Raw genomic sequence first — 18,134 nt, forward strand, 5'->3', positions numbered from 1 at the left:
CGGCGCGGCCTGCTGCATCGGCTGCTGCGCGGGCGGCGTGGCCTGGCGCTGCGTGACGGTGGAGTTCTGGCGGCCGATGCTGCGCCCGCCGCCCATGCGCTTGGCTTCGGCGTCGAGCGATGCGAACGTGCCGGCCGTGAGCAGGCCGACCATCAGCAGCGTGCCGACCCGTCGAGCCCACGGCTTCGACGGCTTGCTACGGTTGAACAACGAACGCGATTCGAACATCAGTTTCTCCAGATGTAAGACAAATGTATGGAAAGAGCCCCTTAGTACTTGGCTCCCATGTGTAAAGCTACCACGCCACCTGACAAATTGTAATATTTGACGGCATCGAGGCCCGCTTGTTCCATCATCGTCTTCAGCGTGTCCTGATCGGGGTGCATCCGGATAGATTCAGCAAGATACCGGTAACTTTCAGCATCTTTCGCGAACTTGTCGCCAAGCCACGGTAATACTTTGAAAGAATACAGATCGTACGCCTTTTTCAGCGGATCCCAGACTTTCGAGAATTCCAGCACCATCACGCGGCCGCCGGGCTTCGTCACGCGGCGCATCTCGGCCAGCGCGGCATCCTTGTGCGTCATGTTGCGCAGCCCGAACGCGACCGTGACCAGATCGAAGTAGTTGTCCGGAAAGGGAATTTTCTCCGCGTCGCACAGCAGCGACGGCGTCACGATGCCCTTGTCGAGCAGCCGGTCGCGGCCGACGCGCAGCATCGATTCGTTGATGTCCGTGTGCCAGACCTCGCCCGTCGGCCCGGCCGCCTTCGCGAACGACCGGGTCAGGTCGCCGGTGCCGGCTGCGAGGTCGAGCACCTTGAAGCCGGGGCGCACGTTCGCCTGCGCGATCGTGAACGCCTTCCACGCGCGGTGCATGCCCGCCGACATCAGGTCGTTCATCAGATCGTAGTTGCTCGCGACCGAATGGAACACACCCGCCACTTTCTTCGCTTTTTCGTTTTCCTCGACGCTTTCGAAGCCGAAGTGGGTTTTGCTCATCGCGTTGATCCTCAGTAAATGGCAAGACGGCGCCGAGCGGGCGCCGTCGAATTTCAGTGGCAGTGGCCGTGCGACGCGTTCGCCGCCTGCATCGGGGCGTCGCGTTCGACGCCCGCCGCCTTCAATTTGTCGAAATACTCGCGCCATAGCGCGTCCTGCTGCGTGGCCAGTTCGTACAGCAGGTCCCACGAGTAGATGCCGGTCGAATGGCCATCGGAAAACGTCGGCTGCAGCGCGTAGTGGCCGACCCCCTCGAGCGCGGTGATCGTCACTTCGCGCTTGCCCGTCTGCAGCGTCTCCTGGCCGGGCCCGTGGCCGCGCACCTCGGCCGACGGCGAATACACGCGCATCAGCTCGAACGGAATCCGGAAACTGTCGCCGTTCGGGTACTGCAATTCGAGCACGCGCGACACCGCGTGCACGACGACGCCGGACGGAATCGGCGTCGTGGAAGTCAAACCGCTCATGGCTGCCTCGAATCGGTCATGCGTTGAATTTCCTCGCGCACCGCATTGTGCAGCAGCGAGGCCTGCGCTGCGCGCGAGCGCAGCAGCGCCTCGGATACGCTGCGCTGGCGCGGCGCCCATACGGGCTGCGGGAAGTGTGCGTCGTTGGAAAAGCGCGGGATCACGTGCCAGTGCACGTGCGGCACCATGTTGCCGAGGCTCGCGAGATTCACCTTGTTCGGCTGCATCACGCGGCGCACGGCCCGCTCGACCGCGTAGACCACGCGCATCAGATGTGCCCGGTCGGGCTCGCCGAGATCGGAAAATTCGGCCACGTGCGCGCCCCAGATCACCCGGCAGAAGCCCGGATACTCGTGCTCGCCCGTCGCGAGGACGACACGCACCGCATCGTCCTGCCAGAGCACCTCGCCGCCGTCTTCACGGCAAAACACGCATTCCATCGTCGCTCCCATGTGGACGGGCGCCGGCATTGCTGCGCCGGCGCCCGCTCATCCCTAGCCCGGTCGGGCGGTCATCATGCCCGCATTAGACCAGCACGCGCTCGATCCCGCCATTGTTCGCACGTGCGACATAATCGGCCATCCAGTTCTCGCCGAGCACCTGGCGCGCGATTTCGACCACGATGTAGTCGGCTTCGAGGTTCGCGTCCTCGCCGTAGCGCGACAGGCCCTGCAGGCACGACGGGCAGCTCGTCAGGATCTTCACGTCCGGGCCGTTCGCGGCCGCGGCGGCCGGCGCCGGCGCGTTGCCGGCCACGACCGGGATGCTGCGCAGCTTCGCGGCACCCTTGCGGATCTCCTCTTCCTTGCGGAAGCGGACCTGCGTCGAAATGTCCGGGCGCGTGACCGCGAGCGTGCCCGATTCACCGCAGCAGCGCTCGTTCTTCTCGATCTTGTAGCCGTCCTTCTCCGCGCCCATCAGCTCGTTGACGAGCTTCACCGGGTCCATCGTCTTGATCGGCGTGTGGCACGGGTCGTGATACATGTAGCGCGTGCCCGTCACGCCATCGAGCTTCATCCCCTTCTCGAGCAGGAACTCGTGGATGTCGATGATCCGGCAGCCCGGGAAGATCTTGTCGAATTCGTAACCCGCGAGCTGGTCGTAGCAGGTGCCGCACGACACGACCACCGTCTTGATGTCGAGGTAGTTCAGCGTGTTCGCGACCCGGTGGAACAGCACGCGGTTGTCGGTGACGATCTTCTCGGCCTTGTCGTACTGGCCCGAGCCGCGCTGCGGATAGCCGCAGCACAGGTAGCCCGGCGGCAACACCGTCTGCACGCCGGCTTCCCACAGCATCGCCTGCGTCGCGAGGCCGACCTGCGAGAACAGGCGCTCGGAGCCGCAGCCCGGGAAGTAGAACACCGCTTCCGAATCGACGGTGGTCGACTTCGGGTTGCGGATGATCGGCACGATCTTGTTGTCCTCGATGTCGAGCAGCGCGCGCGCCGTCTTCTTCGGCAGGTTGCCCGGCATCTTCTTGTTGACGAAGTGGATCACCTGCTCGACCACCGGCGGCTTGCCGACCGTCGCCGGCGGGTGCTGCGTCTGCTTCGTCACGACCTTCTTCAGCATGTCGTTCGCGAAGCGCTGCATCTTGTAGCCGGCGCCCATCATCACGCTGCGCGCGACGTTGATCGTCTGCGGGTTGGTCGCGTTCAGGAAGAACATGCCCGCCGCATTGCCGGCGTTGAATTTCTTCTTGCCCATCTTGCGCAACAGGTTGCGCATGTTCATCGTGACGTCGCCGAAGTCGATCTTCACCGGGCACGGCGTCGCGCACTTGTGGCACACCGTGCAGTGGTCGGCCACGTCGTTGAACTCGTCCCAGTGCTTGATCGACACGCCGCGGCGCGTCTGTTCTTCGTACAGGAACGCCTCGACCAGCAGCGAGGTTGCAAGGATCTTGTTGCGCGGGCTGTACAGCAGGTTCGCGCGCGGTACGTGCGTCGCGCACACCGGCTTGCACTTGCCGCAGCGCAGGCAGTCCTTCACCGAATCGGCGATCGCGCCGATGTCGGACTGCTTCATGATCAGCGACTCGTACCCCATCAGCCCGAAGCTCGGCGTATAGGCGTTGCGCAGATCGGCGCCTTCGAGCAGCTTGCCCTTGTTGAAGCGGCCGTTCGGGTCGACGCGCTGCTTGTACGCGCGGAATTCGGCGATCTCGTCGTCGGTCAGGAACTCGAGCTTCGTGATGCCGATGCCGTGCTCGCCGGAAATCACGCCGTCGAGCGAACGCGCGAGCGTCATGATGCGTGCGACCGCCGCGTGGGCGTCCTGCAGCATCTCGTAGTTGTCGGAGTTGACCGGCAGGTTGGTGTGGACGTTGCCGTCGCCCGCGTGCATGTGCAGCGCGACGAACACGCGGCCGCGCAGCACCTGCTTGTGGATCGCCTGCGCCTCGTCGAGGATCTGCTTGAACGCGCCGCCGTTGAAGATCGCGCGCAGCTCGGCGCGGATCTCCTGCTTCCACGAGATGCGCACCGTGCGGTCTTGCGTGATGTGGAACACGGTCGCGCCCGGCTGCTCGTCCGCTCGATCGGCGAACTTCTCGGCAAGCGCCTCGTAGCCGAGCTGCACCAGGTAGTGCTGCGCCTCGCGCAGCGGCTGGTCGAGCCGGTCGCGCACGAATTCCCAGCGTGCCCGCACGCGCTTGAGCAGCTCCAGCGCCTGCTGGACCCGGTCTTCGAGCAGTTCGGCGCTCGGGATCTCGTTCGCGTCGTCGGTCTTGCCGAGCGGCAGGTTGCCGGCACGGAAAAACGCTTCCAGCGCGTCGACGAGCTGCAGCTTGTTCTTCAGCGACAGCTCGATGTTGATCCGCTCGATGCCGTCGGTGTACTCGCCCATCCGGTTCAGCGGGATCACGACGTCTTCGTTGATCTTGAACGCGTTCGTGTGCTTCGCGATCGCGGCCGTGCGGCTGCGGTCGAGCCAGAAGCGCTTGCGCGCCTCCGCGCTGACCGCGACGAAGCCTTCGCCGCTCTTGCCGTTCGCCATCCGGATCACTTCGGACGTGGCGTGCGCGACCGCATCGGCATCGTCACCGACGATGTCGCCGATCAGCACCATCTTGGGGAATGAATTGCGCTTGCTCTTGGTCGCGTAGCCGACCGCGCGCAGGTAGCGCTCGTCGAGGTGCTCGAGGCCCGCGAGGATCGCGCCGCCCTGCTTCGACGTTTCGAACAGGTAATCCTTGATCTCGACGATGCTCGGGATCGCTTCGCGCGCCTGGCCGAAGAATTCGAGGCAGACGGTGCGCGTGTGCGCGGGCATCTTGTGCAGCACCCAGCGCGCGGACGTGATGAGCCCGTCGCAGCCCTCCTTCTGCACGCCCGGCAGGCCGGCGAGGAACTTGTCGGTCACGTCCTTGCCGAGCCCTTCCTTGCGGAACCGGCGGCCTTCGATCTCGAGCATCTCGCTCTTCAGCAGCTTCTCGCCCGGCGCGCAGGCGCCGTCGAACCACTTCAGCTCGAAACGCGCGACCGCGATGTCGTGGATCTTGCCCTGGTTGTGCTCGTGGCGCGTGACTTCGAGCCAGTTGCCGTCCGGGTCGACCATCCGCCACCAGGCCAGGTTGTCGAGCGCGGTACCCCACAGCACGGCCTTCTTGCCGCCAGCGTTCATCGCGACGTTGCCGCCGATGCACGATGCGTCGAGCGAGGTCGGATCGACCGCGAACACGTAGCCGGCCGCTTCCGCCGCCTCGGTCACGCGGCGCGTGACGACGCCCGCGCCGGAGAAGATCGTCGGCACCTTGTGCGCGACACCCGGCAGCTCGGTCAGCTCGACCGCGCCGAGCTGTTCGAGCTTCTCGGTGTTGATCACCGCGGAGAACGGCGTGAGCGGCACCGCGCCGCCCGTGTAGCCCGTGCCACCGCCGCGCGGGATCACGGTCAGGCCGAGCTCGAAGCAGGCCTTGATGAGGCCGGCGATCTCGGCCTCGCTATCGGGGGTCAGCACGACGAACGGGTATTCGACGCGCCAGTCGGTCGCGTCGGTCACGTGCGACACGCGCGACAGCCCGTCGAAACGGATGTTGTCCTTCTGCGTGCAGCGGCCGAGCGCCTTGGTCGCGCGGCGGCGCAGGTCGGCCATCTTCTCGAATTCGTCGGCGAACTCGTTGACCGCGCGCTGCGCGGCGGTCTCGAGCATCTCGACGCGCGACGCGCGCTCGCGGCCCGCGTCGTCGCGATGCTCGGTGAGATCCGCACTGCGGCGCTTGCCGATTTCGGTCAGGCGGTGGTTCAGCGCCTCGATCAGCAGCGCGCGGCGCTTCGGGTTGTCGAGCAGGTCGTCCTGCAGGTACGGATTGCGGCGCACGACCCAGATGTCGCCGAGCACTTCATACAGCATCCGTGCCGAGCGGCCCGTGCGGCGCTCGGCGCGCAATTCGTGAAGCACCGACCACGCTTCTTCGCCGAGCAGGCGGATCACGATCTCGCGATCCGAGAAGGACGTGTAGTTGTAGGGAATCTCGCGCAAACGGGGCGCGGGGTCGGCGGCGACGGCGGCGGCCGCGCCATGCGGATCGAAAACTTGTGGTGCGTTCATGTTCGGACGACTCGGAGGGCCGATACACCGTGCACGGGCGTCGGCAAGCGCGTGGGCGCAATCTTGGGGAAATCTGTTCTGTTACCAGGCGCGCGGCTGTCCTTCTTGGGGCCGGAGCGGGCGACTCGCCCCTCCTGGCCGGCGACAGGGCCTGGCGGCACTCGGAACGATCAGCACGATCGCGCGCGGCGCGCATGCCGTTCGGCCGCGGGGCTGGCTGCGCGCGGCGTCGGCTTCAACGGTGCGATCCGAGGGTGCCTCTGCATCTTCCGATCCTTGATTCAAAACGGAATTCTAACCCATGATCGGGCCATGCGTGGCACGTCGGACAGGTCGTGGGGCTATCGCCGCGAGCCGCGCCAGGACTGGCTCGGCGCGATTTCGCGCGACCATTCGCCGTCCGTCCGGTCGGTAACCATGCAGTTAAACCGCTAAAACGGGGCCGCGCGAGCGCGCCGACGCCCCGCCCGCACGGCCCGGCGGGCACGCGCTCGGCATGCCGCTTGCATGCGGGCGGACCCTTGGCGCTATCATTGATCCTTTACCGTCTGCTTTCCGCACTGCACGCGAGCGCCCATGGCATCCCACGATTACCTGAAGAAAATCCTCACCGCGCGCGTCTACGACGTCGCGATCGAGACGGAACTCGAATCCGCCCGCATCCTGTCCGCCCGGCTGCGCAATGCGGTCTACCTGAAGCGCGAGGACAACCAGCCGGTGTTCTCGTTCAAGCTGCGCGGCGCGTACAACAAGATGGCGCACATTCCGGCGGACGCGCTCGCGCGCGGCGTGATTACCGCGTCGGCCGGCAACCACGCGCAGGGCGTCGCGTTCTCGGCGGCCCGGATGGGCGTGAAGGCGGTGATCGTCGTGCCCGTCACGACGCCGCAGGTGAAGGTCGATGCGGTGCGCGCGCACGGCGGCCCGAGCGTCGAGGTGATCCAGGCCGGCGAGTCGTACAGCGACGCGTATGCACACGCGGTCAAGGTGCAGGAAGAGCGCGGCCTCACGTTCGTCCACCCGTTCGACGATCCGTACGTGATCGCCGGCCAGGGCACGATCGCGATGGAAATCCTGCGCCAGCACCAGGGCCCGATCCATGCGATCTTCGTGCCGATCGGCGGCGGCGGGCTCGCGTCCGGCGTCGCGGCCTACGTGAAGGCGGTGCGCCCGGAGATCAAGGTGATCGGCGTGCAGGCCGAAGATTCGTGCGCGATGGCGCAATCGCTGGAAGCCGGCAAGCGTGTCGAGCTGAGCGAGGTCGGCCTGTTCGCGGACGGCACCGCCGTGAAGCTGGTCGGCGAAGAAACCTTCCGCCTCTGCAGCGAATACCTCGACGGCGTCGTGACGGTGAACACCGACGCACTGTGCGCGGCGATCAAGGACGTCTTCCAGGACACGCGCAGCGTGCTCGAACCGTCCGGCGCGCTCGCGGTCGCGGGCGCGAAGCTCTACGCGGAACGCGAAGGCATCGAGAACCAGACGCTCGTCGCGGTCACGTCCGGCGCGAACATGAACTTCGACCGGATGCGTTTCGTCGCCGAGCGCGCGGAAGTGGGTGAAGCGCGCGAAGCCGTGTTCGCGGTCACGATCCCCGAGGAGCGCGGCAGCTTCAAGCGCTTCTGCTCGCTCGTCGGCGACCGCAACGTCACCGAGTTCAACTACCGGATCGCCGATGCGCAGGCCGCACACATCTTCGTCGGCGTGCAGATCAAGCGCCGCGGCGAATCGGCCGAGATCGCGGCGAACTTCGAATCGCACGGCTTCAAGAGCGTCGACCTGACGCACGACGAGCTGTCGAAGGAACACATCCGCTACATGGTGGGCGGCCGCTCGCCGCTCGCGCTCGACGAGCGCCTGTTCCGCTTCGAATTCCCGGAACGGCCGGGCGCGCTGATGAAGTTCCTGTCGTCGATGGCGCCGGACTGGAACATCAGCCTGTTCCATTACCGTAACCAGGGCGCGGACTACAGCTCGATCCTCGTGGGGCTGCAGGTGCCGCAGGCCGATCGCGCCGAATTCGAACGCTTCCTCGCGGCACTCGGCTATCCGTATGTCGAGGAGAGCGCCAACCCGGCTTACCGCCTCTTCCTGTCGTAAAGGCGTCACGCATGAATCCCGAACATTCCCCGCTCGGCAAGGCCACCGTCTACGCCGCCCAGTACGACGCGTCGCTGCTGTTCCCGATCCCGCGCGCCGGCGCGCGCGAGCAGCTCGGCATCACGTCGGCGCTGCCGTTCTTCGGCACCGACATCTGGAACGCCTACGAGCTGTCGTGGCTCAACGCGCGCGGCAAGCCGCAGATCGCCGTTGCGACCTTCTACGTGCCGGCCGAATCGCCGAACATCGTCGAATCGAAGTCGTTCAAGCTGTATCTCGGCTCGTTCGCGCAGACGAAGTTCGACGCGATCGACGCGGTACGCGACGCGCTGAAGCGCGACGTGTCGGCCGCGTGCGGCGCGACCGTCTCCGTGCAGCTCGTGTCGCCGCACGATTTCGGCAAGCTCGAAATGGAAGAGCTCGACGGGCTGTCGCTCGACCGGCTCGACCTCGACACCGACGTGTACGAACCCGACCCGTCGCTGCTGTCGGCCGCCGAGGATGAAGCACCGGTCGAGGAGACGCTCGTGTCCGACCTGCTGCGCTCGAACTGCCCGGTCACCGGCCAGCCCGACTGGGGCAGCGTGCAGATCCACTACGTCGGGCCGCAGATCGATCACGCGGGCCTGCTGCGCTACATCATCTCGTTCCGCAACCACACAGGCTTTCACGAGCAGTGCGTCGAGCGGATCTTCCTCGACATCCTGCACGCGTGCAAACCGGTGAAGCTCGCGGTGTATGCGCGCTATACGCGCCGCGGCGGGCTCGACATCAACCCGTTCCGCACCAACTACAACCAGCCGATGCCGGACAACGCGCGCAACGCGCGGCAGTGACGGCGGCGGGCGGCCGCCGCGGTGTGCAGTCGGCAACGCGCGGACCACCCCAGACAAAACAGCCCGGCCGGGTTCAACCGGCCGGGCTGTTTTTCATTGCGCGGACAAGCACGGTCGGCCTGCGGTCACCCGCTCACCGGCCGCTCCGGGAGAATCTCCACGAGGCGCAACAGGTAGCCGTCGGGATCCTGCACCAGCATCTCGACCTGGCCATGCTCGATCTCGTCCTCCCGATACCAGGACGTGCGCGGCTCGACGAACAGCGTCACGCCCGCGGCGCGAATCCTGTCGAGGATCGGATCGAGCGCATCGACCTCGATCTGGAAATTGATCCCGCGCCCGAACGGCGGCTCCAGCGGGCCGGTCAACCAGCTCTCCGGGCTGTGCTGTTCGAGCATCAGTTGAGCGCCCCCGATCTCGAGATAGGCGAACCCGTCCTCCGGACGCTCGAAGCGAATCCGGAATCCGAGCACGTCGCGATAGAAGCAAATGCTTCCGGCAAGGTCCGAGCAAATCAGCTCCGGCACCAGCGCAGCCCATTCCATGCATGTCCTCCCCATATGGTCATGCGGCACCTTACATGAACGGGCGGGATGCGTTGCGGCGGTTGCGGCCTCGGGAACACCGACCACCGGTCGACCGGTGTCCCGCCCATGACAAAACGGGCCCGGCGCACGTGAATGCGCCGGGCCCGTTGCGTAGCGGTTCGCCGTTGCGGTGTTACTTCGCCGGCGCCTTGTACGCGATGCAGTCGACTTCGACCTTGCAGTCGATGACCATGCTCGACTGCACGCACGCGCGTGCCGGCGGATGCTCGCCGAAGTACGAAATGAACACCTTGTTGAACGACGCGAAATCGCGCGCGTCGTCGAGCCACACGCCGCAGCGCACGACGTGCTCGAGGCCGTAGCCGGCTTCCTTCAGGATCGCGATCACGTTCTCGATCGTCTGCTTCGACTGCGTGACGATGCCGCCTTCGACGACCTCGCCGTTCACCATCGGCGTCTGGCCCGACACGTACAGCCAGCCGTCGGCCTCGACCGCGCGTGCGAACGGCATCACCTGGCCGCCCGTGCCCTTCGCTTCGCCTACGCCATATCGCTTCATCGTTTCACTCCTTGTTTCGGTTACGGATGCGCGCACCGACAGCGGCACGCGCGGCAGATCGGAACAACCACCGCGTTCAGAACGCGGCGTCGGCACTCGCCGGCACGCGCTCGCCGCGCGCGACGAAGCCGCCGGCGCGCTCGCCGGTCGGCTGGCCGTTTTCATACGTGAGCACGCCGTTCACCCACACGGCGTCGATCCCGTGCGCGGGCTGCTGCGGCTTCTCGAACGTCGCGGCGTCGATCACGCTCGCCGGATCGAACAGCACGAGATCCGCGTGGTAGCCCACATGCACCTCGCCGCGTCGCGCGATCCCGTAGCGGCGCGCGGACAGCGACGTCATCTTGCGGATCGCCTCCTCGAGCGGCAGCAGGTTCGTGTCGCGCACATAGTGGCCGAGCACGCGCGGGAACGCGCCCCACAGCCGCGGATGCGGCAGCGGATCGTTCGGCAGGCCGTCGGAGCCGACCATCGTCGCGGGATGCGACAGGATCCGGCGCACGTCGTCCTCCGACATGTTGTGGTACACGGCGCCCGCCGGGCGGATGCGCTGCGCGGCTTCCTGCTCGGTCACGCCCCACTCGGCCGCGATCGCCTTCAGCAGCTTGCCCGCCACTTCCGGGTGCGGCTCGGACCACGTGATCGTGATGTCGATGTCGCCCGTCACCTGCTTCAGGTCGAGCGTCGACGAGCTGCGGCTGTACGGATAGCAATCGCAGCCGACCGGCTGGTAGCGGCGCGCACCTTCGAGCGATGCGAGCACTTCGGTACTGCGCCCCCAGTTCGACGGGCCCGCGCACTTCAGGTGCGAGATCACGACCGGCACGCGCGCATGGCGGCCGACCTGGTACGCCTCTTCCATCGCATCGAGAATCGCGTCGAACTCGGTGCGCATGTGCGTGGTGTACAGCGCGCCCGCGTTCGCGAGCGGCTCGGCGAGCGCCATCACCTCCTCGGTCGGCGCCGCGAACGCGGAGCCGTACGCGAGGCCCGACGACAGGCCGAGTGCGCCGTTCGCGAGCGCCTCCTCGAGCTGCGTGCGCATGCCGGCGATCTCGCCGTCGGTCGCCGCACGGTCGAGGCGGTCCATCTGGTTGTTGCGCAGCGCCGTGTGGCCGACGAGCGCCGCGACGTTCACGGCCGGACGCGCGTCGTTCACCGCCGCGACGTAGTCGGCGAAGGTCGGGTACAGGAACGCGCCGCGCTCGCCGAGCAGGTTCATCGGATCGGTCGGATCGCCCGCGAGCGTCACCGGCGACGCGCTGATCCCGCAGTTGCCGACGATCACGGTCGTCACGCCCTGCGAGATCTTCGGGATCATCTCCGGTGCGCGGATCACGTGCGTGTCGTCGTGCGTGTGCACGTCGACGAAGCCCGGCGCGAGCGCGCGGCCGTTCGCATCGACGACGTTCTCGGCAAGCCAGTTCGACAGGTTGCCGATCGCCGCGATCACGCCGTTGCGGATCGCGACGTCGCGCGTGACGGGCGGCGCGCCGGTACCGTCGTAAAGCTGCGCGCCGACGATCAGCGTATCGGCGGCTTCGGGATGCGAATGCATGGTCAGTCTCCTACCGGTTGACGGTCTCCGCCGCCGCGGTGCGCATCGAGCGCGTGCTTGATGCGGCGCAGCGATTCTCGGCCCGCATCGCCGAGCCGCAATGCGACTCCGGTGACGAGCACGTCGATCGCCATCATCATCGCGTAGCGCGATGTCGACGGCTTGTAAATGAAATCGGTTTCGAACGCGACGACCGGAATCAGGTGATCGGCAAGCTTCGCGAGCGGCGAAGCCGGTGCAGTGATCGCGATCAGCTTCGCGCCGTAGCGCTTCGCGAGCCGGCAGCTCTCGAGCAGCTCGGGCACGCGGCCGCTCACCGACAGCGCGACGACGACGGTGTCGCGCGACAGCGTCGCGGCCACCATCCGCTGCAGCACGCTGTCCTGGTAGCTCGCGACCGGCCGGCCGAAGCGCACGAGCCGGAAGCGCAACTCGTCGGCGAGCGCGGTCGAGCCGCCGCCCTGCCCGTACACATAGGTCATCTTCGCGCCGGCGAGCAGGTCGGCCGCTGCCTCGAACGACGTATTGCGCAGCAACTGATGGTTGTGCGCGAGCGCCAGGCGGATCTCGTCGTAGACCATCGACGCGGGGCTCGCGTCGTCGCCCGGTGCGTCGTCGGACGGCACCAGAAAGCGCTGCCCGACGGCCGCCGCCTGCGCGACCAGCACCTTCAGCTCGCGCACGTCGCGGCAGCCGACCGCTTTCGCGAAACGCGTGACCGTCGCGACGCTGACCTCCGCGTCGCGTGCAAGCGCGCCGATGCTGGCATGCGCGGCGCGCGCCAGGTCGGCGAGGATGAACGCGGCGACCTTGCGCTCGGCTTCGCGCAGCTCGGGCGCGCATTCGGCGATCCGCGCGACGATGTCGAGGACCGGCGGAGCGGCCGGAGCCGGATGGCGTTCGGCCGCGAGCGGAACGGACGGGGTGACGGGCGTATTCATCTGCGGAAAAGGGTGTGAAGCTCGATGTTACTAAATAACATCACCGCGCCGATGCTACTTTCTGTACCATCGGCGTGTCAACTTCAGTGCAATGCATAGTGATGATGGAGCGGGATGACATGAAAGTTACAAACTATCAGGAAGCGACGATCGATCCGTTTGGCAAGGGTCTCGGCAATCTGCCGAGCGCGAGCGTGCCGCTCGGCGACGCAGGCCGCCTCGAGTGGAACCTGCTTGCGGAAGACGTCAGCCTGCCGGCCGCCGTGCTTTACGAAGATCGCATCGAACACAACCTGAACTGGATGCAGGCATTCGTCCAGAAGTACGGTGTCAAGTTCGCGCCGCACGGCAAGACGACGATGGCGCCGCAACTGTTCCGCCGCCAGCTCGACGCCGGCGCGTGGGGCATCACGCTCGCGACCGCGCACCAGACGCAGGCGGCGTATCACGGCGGCGTGCGGCGCGTGCTGCTCGCGAACCAGCTGGTCGGCCGCCAGAACATGACGATCATCGCCGGGCTGCTGTCCGATCCCGACTTCGAATTCTTCTGTCTCGTCGATTCGGCGGAGAGCGTCGACCAGCTCGGCCGCTTCTTCGGCGCACTGAAGAAGCCGCTGAACGTGCTGCTCGAGCTCGGCGTGCCGGGCGGCCGCGCGGGCGTACGCGATGCCGCGCAGCGCGAGGCCGTGCTGGCCGCGATCGCGCGCTATCCGGACACGCTGAAGCTGGCCGGTATCGAACTGTACGAAGGCGTGCTGAAGGAGGAAGGCGAGATCCGCACGTTCCTGCAGGAAGCGGTCGAGCTCACGCGCGAACTGGCCGAAGCAGGCCGCTTCGCGCGTACGCCGGCGATCCTGTCCGGCGCCGGCTCGGCGTGGTACGACGTGGTCGCGGAAGAATTCGCGAAGGCGTCCAACGCCGGCTTCGCGGAAGTCGTGCTGCGTCCGGGCTGCTACCTGACGCACGACGTCGGCATCTACAAGAAAGCGCAGACCGACGTGTTCGCGCGCAACCCGATCGCACGCACGATGGGTGAAGGGCTGCTGCCCGCGCTGCAGCTGTGGGCCTATGTGCAGTCGGTGCCGGAGGCTGATCGCGCGATCGTCGCGCTCGGCAAGCGCGACGCAGCGTTCGACGCGGGGCTGCCGGAGCCGGCGCGCCACTTCCGCCCGGGCCGCGACACCGCGCCGCGCAACGTCGCCGCCACCGAAGGCTGGGCCGTCACCGGGATGATGGACCAGCACGCGTACCTGCAGATCCCGCCGGGCGCGGACGTGAAGGTGGGCGACATGGTCGCGTTCGACATCTCGCACCCGTGCCTGACGTTCGACAAGTGGCGCCAGGTGCTCGTGCTCGATCCGCAGTTCAGCGTGACGGAAGTCGTCGAAACCTTCTTCTGATACCCGTTGCGCGCACCGCCCCGCCGCTCGCGCGGGGCGGCCGTCACGCGCGCTTCAAGCGGCCGGAGTACACTGCGCTTTCGTCCTCGGGGCCCCAGGCGGGCGTTGCACGCGCCTGTCGCGCGGGCCCTCAACGCAGCTCCACTGGAGAAAGCCATGGCCGCGAAGAAGATCCTGTTCCTGACCGGCGATTTCGCCGAAGACTACGAAACGATGGTGCCGTTCCAGGCGCTGCAGGCCGTTGGCCACCACGTCGATGCAGTCTGCCCGGGCAAGCGCGCGGGCGACAAGATCAAGACCGCGATCCATGATTTCGAAGGCGACCAGACCTACACTGAGAAGCCCGGCCACCAGTTCACGCTGAACGCCGCGTTCGACGACGTCGACGCATCGCGCTACGACGCGCTCGCGATCGCGGGCGGCCGTGCCCCCGAATATCTGCGACTCGATCCGAAAGTGATCTCGCTCGTACGCGAGTTCGCCGAAGCCGGCAAGCCGATCGCCGCGATCTGCCACGCGGCGCAACTGCTCGCGGCCGCCGACGTGATCCGCGGCAAGCGCATCTCGGCCTACCCGGCGTGCGCGCCCGAGGTGAAGCTCGCGGGCGGCGAATACGCCGACATCCCGGTCGACGCGGCCGTGACCGACGCGCCGTTCGTCACCGCGCCCGCGTGGCCCGCGCATCCGGCGTGGCTCGCGCAGTTCCTCGTGCTGCTGGGAACGCGCATCGAGCTTTGAACCCGCTGTGAACCGGAAGTGAATTGAGATGAGGCGAAGGGCCGGGCCGGCGGCGGATGCACGCCGCCCTGCCCCGCGCTTCAGCGCGCGGCCGGCGTCGAGCCGACGTCCGCGATCCGCGACTCCAGCATCGCCAGCGCGCCCGACAGTGCATTCAGCACGTCGTCCGGCAATTGCGCCATCGTCTGTTCGAGAAACGCCTTGCGGCGCGGCAGGCAGGCGTCGAACGCGGCGCGGCCGTCGTCCGTCAGCGTCACGTTGGTCACGCGATTGTCGCGTGCGTCGGATTCACGCTGGATCCAGCCGAGCGCATCGAGCGACTTCAACTGGCGCGTGAGCGCGCCCGGATCGACGCGCAGCACTTCGACGAGCTTCTTCTGCGACGAATGCCCGCCCATCGTGTGCAATGCGACCATGATGCGCCAGCGCGGCATCGGTTGCCCGACGTGCGCCTCGAACGCGGTCATGAACGCGCGATACGTGCGTCCGAATTGCTGCAAGATCGCGACGCGGTCCTGTTCTTCCATGCGCTCAGTTCTACTCGTTCAATCGTTCAGTCGGCCGCGACATGCGGTTCGATCTTGTGCCGCAGCGCGATCGGCGGCACGCGGCGGCACTGCCACACCGACACCACGGCGACGACCGCCGCCATCGCGACGCCCAGGTGAATCGCGCCAACGAGCGATTCGCGGGCCGCTTCCAGCAGCAGCGCGCCATTATGCCCGGCACGCGTCAGCTCCGCGACCAGGCCGCCCTGCGCGGCGCGATCGATCAGGATCTGGGGATCGGCGAGCTGCGCATGCCACTGCATCGCATGGTCGGCCGACAGCGCATTGCGCACGCCGCTCGAATACATCTGGTTGACGAGCGTGCCGGTCAGCGCGGTGCCGACCATCCCGCCGACCATCCGCAGCGACTGCAGCAGCGCCGTCGCGATGCCGAGATGCTCGCGGCCGGCCGTCTGCTGCGCGAATACCGTGAGGTTCGGCAGCACGAAGCCGAGCCCGATGCCGCCCGCGACCATCAGCGCCATCAGCACCCACTTCGGTGTCGTGTGGGTCGACACGACGATGCCCGCGCAGGTGATCGCGAACAGCACGAAGCCGACGTGCAGCATCGCGTTCGGATTGCGGATGCGCGTGACGACCCGGCCATTCATGATGCTGCCGATCGTGATGAACACGACGAGCGGCGTGATCACAAGCCCCGCCTCCTTCGGCGACATCCCGAACCCGCCCTGGAACAGCAGCGGCGCGTAGAACAGCAGCGAGAACATCGAGAAGCCGGCGAGGATCGCCAGCACGAAGAGTGCCGACAGCGCGCGGTTGCCGAACATGTCGAACGGCAAAATCGGCTGCGCGCAACGCTTCTCCCAGCGCCACAGGCCGAAACCGGCCGCGACCGCGACGACGAGCAGCAGCGACGCCCAGCTCGCGACGCCGTACTTCGGTAACCATTCGACGAACAGCTGCAGCGCGCCGAGCGACAGCGCGATCAGCAGCGCGCCCGGCCAGTCGAGCCGCATCTTGCGATCGTGCTCGACGTGGCGCAGATGCGGCAGGTAGCGCCACACGAACAGCAGCGACAGCAGGCCCACCGGCAGGTTCACGTAGAACACCGAGCGCCAGCCGAACGACTGGGTCAGCACGCCGCCGAGCGACGGGCCGACCGCGTTCGCGATACCGAACGCGGAGCTCATCAGCACCTGCCAGCGCAGCCGGACGACGGAATCGGGGAACAGGTCGGGAATGCATGCGAACGCGGTGCCGACCAGCATCCCGCCACCGATCCCCTGCAGCCCGCGCGCGAGCACGAGCATCAGCATGTCGTTCGCCATCCCGCAAAGTACGGACGCGGCGGTGAACACGACGATCGACGCAATGACGAACGGCTTGCGGCCGTAATAGTCACCGAGCCGGCCGAAGATCGGCACCGTGATCACGGAACTGAGCAGGTACGAGGTCGCAACCCACGCGTACAGGTCGAAGCCGCGCAGCTCGGCGACGATGGTCGGCAGCGCGGTGCCGACGACGGTCTGGTCGAGCGCGACCAGCATGGTGACAAATGAGATCCCGATCATCGCCAGCAGCGATTCGCGGAACGGCAGGACTTGCCCGCTTGAATGGTGGGCGGCAGTATGGACGGCCATTTTTTGTTGGCGCAACTTTTGACGTGTCAAACAATCTCAAAATTCTAGCACGCCGGAGTAATCTAGGCTGGCGACGGTCAAATCGAACCAGACCGCCAAGGAGAAAGATGGAACCGATTTCAATTACCCCCGCGCCCACGCTGTCGCCGGAGGATCGGGACGCGCTGTGGCGCGCGAAGCAGGTGCTGGAAAGCCCGTCGCTGACGATGAAGCTGACGGGCATGCTCGGCGCGCCGGTCGAGAAAATGATCGCCCGGCTGCCGGATTTCGCGACCGGCAAGATCAACGACGCGACGCAGCTCGCGCTGCGCAAGTGCCTGAACATCGCGCTGCGCACGCTTGGCAAGCCGCCCGCGCCGGACGCCGAGCCCGACAAGCCGAGCAACCTGCTGCACAAGCTCGCAGTCGCGACGACCGGCGCGGCGGGCGGTGCGTTCGGCTTTCTCGCGCTGCCGGTCGAGCTGCCGGTGACGACGACGCTGATCTTCCGCTCGGTGTGCGACATCGCGCGCAGCGAGGGTGAAGACCTGAGCTCGGTCGATACGCAGTTGCAATGCCTGGCCGTGCTCGGCATGGGCGGCAACCCGGACAAGCAGGAAGAGGACGCCGATCTCGGCTATTTCGTGCTGCGCGGCGCGCTCGCGCAGGCGATCTCGAAGGCATCGTCCGACATCACGACGAAGGGCATCGCCGCGCACAGCTCGGCGGCCGTGTTCAAGCTCGTGCAGACGGTGGCGTCGCGCTTCTCGGTGCAGGTGACCGAGCAGATGGCCGCAAAGTCGATTCCGGCGATCGGCGCCGTGCTCGGCGCGACCGTCAATACGCTGTTCATCGACCACTTCCAGCAGATGGCGCACGGCCACTTCACCGTGCGCCGGCTCGAGCGCAAGTACGGCTCGGTGGCCGTCAAGGCCGCCTATCAGGCAATCGACGCCTCGCCGGCCCGCTGAACCGCACGTTCGACCGCGACGCGGCGCAGGAACGCGGCCGCGCGGTCGAGCGCGTCACGCGCTTCCGGCACCATCGGCGCATACAGCTGCCACACGTGCGGCATGTCCGGCCACACCTCGATCTCCACCGCTACCCCGGCCGCCTTCGCCTTCTCCGCGACGCGGCGCGAATCGTCGAGCAGCACCTCGGTGCTGCCGACCTGGATATACAGCGGCGGCAGGCCCGCGAAATCCGCATAGAGCGGCGATGCGTACGGATTCGTGCCCGGCTCGTCGCCCAGGTACAGCTTCGCGGCCTTCGGCAGCGCCGCGCCCGCGAACATCGGATCGGCGCCG

General features: G+C 66.9%; 16 protein-coding genes and 1 pseudogene. 5 read left to right on the forward strand and 12 right to left on the reverse strand.

Annotated elements, in window-relative coordinates:
- From G3N93_RS17125 to G3N93_RS17145, 5 genes and pseudogenes are all read right to left on the reverse strand, one after another.
- Positions 1-228: pseudogene (locus G3N93_RS17125) on the reverse strand (hypothetical protein); the annotation flags it as partial.
- A 41-nt stretch (positions 229-269) separates the two neighbouring features.
- On the reverse strand, positions 270-1,001 hold the full coding sequence (gene ubiE / locus G3N93_RS17130; protein WP_174940393.1) for a bifunctional demethylmenaquinone methyltransferase/2-methoxy-6-polyprenyl-1,4-benzoquinol methylase UbiE: 732 nt from the start codon (positions 999-1,001) through the stop codon (positions 270-272).
- A gap of 53 nt (positions 1,002-1,054) precedes the next feature.
- The gene (locus G3N93_RS17135; RefSeq protein WP_206133551.1) at positions 1,055-1,468 is read right to left on the reverse strand and encodes a gamma-butyrobetaine hydroxylase-like domain-containing protein; all 414 of its coding nucleotides are present in this window, start codon (positions 1,466-1,468) and stop codon (positions 1,055-1,057) included.
- Positions 1,465-1,908: an HIT family protein gene (locus G3N93_RS17140; RefSeq protein ID WP_174930710.1), complete on the reverse strand. Its 444-nt coding sequence runs from the start codon at positions 1,906-1,908 to the stop codon at positions 1,465-1,467. Before G3N93_RS17140 ends, G3N93_RS17135 begins: the two co-directional genes overlap by 4 nt.
- A gap of 85 nt (positions 1,909-1,993) precedes the next feature.
- Entirely contained in the window at positions 1,994-6,019 is a 4,026-nt protein-coding gene (locus G3N93_RS17145) for a DUF3683 domain-containing protein (RefSeq protein ID WP_206133552.1), read from the reverse strand.
- 576 nt (positions 6,020-6,595) lie between these two features.
- Between G3N93_RS17145 and ilvA the strand changes: the two genes are divergently transcribed.
- Both ilvA and queF read left to right on the forward strand, forming a co-directional pair.
- Positions 6,596-8,119: a threonine ammonia-lyase, biosynthetic gene (gene ilvA, locus G3N93_RS17150; protein ID WP_174930712.1), complete on the forward strand. Its 1,524-nt coding sequence runs from the start codon at positions 6,596-6,598 to the stop codon at positions 8,117-8,119.
- Positions 8,120-8,130: 11 nt separating this feature from the next.
- A complete protein-coding gene (queF, locus tag G3N93_RS17155) occupies positions 8,131-8,955 on the forward strand; it encodes an NADPH-dependent 7-cyano-7-deazaguanine reductase QueF (protein ID WP_206133553.1) in 825 nt (274 codons plus the stop codon).
- A gap of 125 nt (positions 8,956-9,080) precedes the next feature.
- Here queF and G3N93_RS17160 read toward each other — a convergent pair whose 3' ends face one another.
- From G3N93_RS17160 to G3N93_RS17175, 4 genes are all read right to left on the reverse strand, one after another.
- Positions 9,081-9,500, reverse strand: coding sequence for a VOC family protein (locus G3N93_RS17160; protein WP_206133554.1), 420 nt, complete (start codon positions 9,498-9,500; stop codon positions 9,081-9,083).
- A gap of 175 nt (positions 9,501-9,675) precedes the next feature.
- On the reverse strand, positions 9,676-10,062 hold the full coding sequence (locus G3N93_RS17165; protein WP_011353171.1) for a RidA family protein: 387 nt from the start codon (positions 10,060-10,062) through the stop codon (positions 9,676-9,678).
- 76 nt (positions 10,063-10,138) lie between these two features.
- Entirely contained in the window at positions 10,139-11,620 is a 1,482-nt protein-coding gene (locus tag G3N93_RS17170; RefSeq protein ID WP_206133555.1) for an amidohydrolase family protein, read from the reverse strand.
- A gap of 2 nt (positions 11,621-11,622) precedes the next feature.
- Positions 11,623-12,561, reverse strand: a complete 939-nt coding sequence (locus G3N93_RS17175) for a MurR/RpiR family transcriptional regulator (protein ID WP_174940197.1) — start codon at positions 12,559-12,561, stop codon at positions 11,623-11,625.
- 119 nt (positions 12,562-12,680) lie between these two features.
- Here G3N93_RS17175 and G3N93_RS17180 point away from each other — a divergent pair, with 119 nt between their 5' ends.
- A complete protein-coding gene (locus G3N93_RS17180; RefSeq protein ID WP_206133556.1) occupies positions 12,681-13,961 on the forward strand; it encodes an amino acid deaminase in 1,281 nt (426 codons plus the stop codon).
- A 156-nt stretch (positions 13,962-14,117) separates the two neighbouring features.
- Positions 14,118-14,699 carry a DJ-1/PfpI family protein gene (locus tag G3N93_RS17185; RefSeq protein ID WP_039360134.1) on the forward strand — a complete coding sequence of 194 codons (582 nt, stop codon included), beginning with the start codon at positions 14,118-14,120 and terminating at the stop codon, positions 14,697-14,699.
- A gap of 80 nt (positions 14,700-14,779) precedes the next feature.
- On the opposite strand, the gene G3N93_RS17190 is transcribed toward G3N93_RS17185, so the two are convergent.
- A complete protein-coding gene (locus tag G3N93_RS17190) occupies positions 14,780-15,226 on the reverse strand; it encodes a MarR family winged helix-turn-helix transcriptional regulator (RefSeq protein WP_039360135.1) in 447 nt (148 codons plus the stop codon).
- A gap of 26 nt (positions 15,227-15,252) precedes the next feature.
- Positions 15,253-16,848, reverse strand: a complete 1,596-nt coding sequence (locus G3N93_RS17195; RefSeq protein ID WP_174940191.1) for an MDR family MFS transporter — start codon at positions 16,846-16,848, stop codon at positions 15,253-15,255.
- Positions 16,849-16,955: 107 nt separating this feature from the next.
- Between G3N93_RS17195 and G3N93_RS17200 the strand changes: the two genes are divergently transcribed.
- On the forward strand, positions 16,956-17,798 hold the full coding sequence (locus G3N93_RS17200) for an EcsC family protein (RefSeq protein ID WP_174940189.1): 843 nt from the start codon (positions 16,956-16,958) through the stop codon (positions 17,796-17,798).
- Here G3N93_RS17200 and G3N93_RS17205 read toward each other — a convergent pair.
- Positions 17,768-18,134: alpha/beta hydrolase fold domain-containing protein (locus G3N93_RS17205; RefSeq protein WP_206133557.1), on the reverse strand; the 367-nt coding region annotated here is incomplete at its 5' end. The two genes, G3N93_RS17200 and G3N93_RS17205, sit on opposite strands and share 31 nt — an antisense overlap.

The organism is Burkholderia sp. Se-20378 (assembly GCF_017104665.1).
GTDB classification, from domain to species: Bacteria; Pseudomonadota; Gammaproteobacteria; order Burkholderiales; family Burkholderiaceae; genus Burkholderia; species Burkholderia lata.

Bases quoted from the DNA above. Each gene is read 5' to 3' on its own strand.
- ubiE (WP_174940393.1), bottom strand. From the start codon at position 1,001: ATGAGCAAAACCCACTTCGGCTTCGAAAGCGTCGAGGAAAACGAAAAA.
- G3N93_RS17135 (WP_206133551.1), bottom strand. From the start codon at position 1,468: ATGAGCGGTTTGACTTCCACGACGCCGATTCCGTCCGGCGTCGTCGTG.
- G3N93_RS17140 (WP_174930710.1), bottom strand. From the start codon at position 1,908: ATGGAATGCGTGTTTTGCCGTGAAGACGGCGGCGAGGTGCTCTGGCAG.
- G3N93_RS17145 (WP_206133552.1), bottom strand. From the start codon at position 6,019: ATGAACGCACCACAAGTTTTCGATCCGCATGGCGCGGCCGCCGCCGTC.
- ilvA (WP_174930712.1), top strand. From the start codon at position 6,596: ATGGCATCCCACGATTACCTGAAGAAAATCCTCACCGCGCGCGTCTAC.
- queF (WP_206133553.1), top strand. From the start codon at position 8,131: ATGAATCCCGAACATTCCCCGCTCGGCAAGGCCACCGTCTACGCCGCC.
- G3N93_RS17160 (WP_206133554.1), bottom strand. From the start codon at position 9,500: ATGGAATGGGCTGCGCTGGTGCCGGAGCTGATTTGCTCGGACCTTGCC.
- G3N93_RS17165 (WP_011353171.1), bottom strand. From the start codon at position 10,062: ATGAAGCGATATGGCGTAGGCGAAGCGAAGGGCACGGGCGGCCAGGTG.
- G3N93_RS17170 (WP_206133555.1), bottom strand. From the start codon at position 11,620: ATGCATTCGCATCCCGAAGCCGCCGATACGCTGATCGTCGGCGCGCAG.
- G3N93_RS17175 (WP_174940197.1), bottom strand. From the start codon at position 12,561: ATGAATACGCCCGTCACCCCGTCCGTTCCGCTCGCGGCCGAACGCCAT.
- G3N93_RS17180 (WP_206133556.1), top strand. From the start codon at position 12,681: ATGAAAGTTACAAACTATCAGGAAGCGACGATCGATCCGTTTGGCAAG.
- G3N93_RS17185 (WP_039360134.1), top strand. From the start codon at position 14,118: ATGGCCGCGAAGAAGATCCTGTTCCTGACCGGCGATTTCGCCGAAGAC.
- G3N93_RS17190 (WP_039360135.1), bottom strand. From the start codon at position 15,226: ATGGAAGAACAGGACCGCGTCGCGATCTTGCAGCAATTCGGACGCACG.
- G3N93_RS17195 (WP_174940191.1), bottom strand. From the start codon at position 16,848: ATGGCCGTCCATACTGCCGCCCACCATTCAAGCGGGCAAGTCCTGCCG.
- G3N93_RS17200 (WP_174940189.1), top strand. From the start codon at position 16,956: ATGGAACCGATTTCAATTACCCCCGCGCCCACGCTGTCGCCGGAGGAT.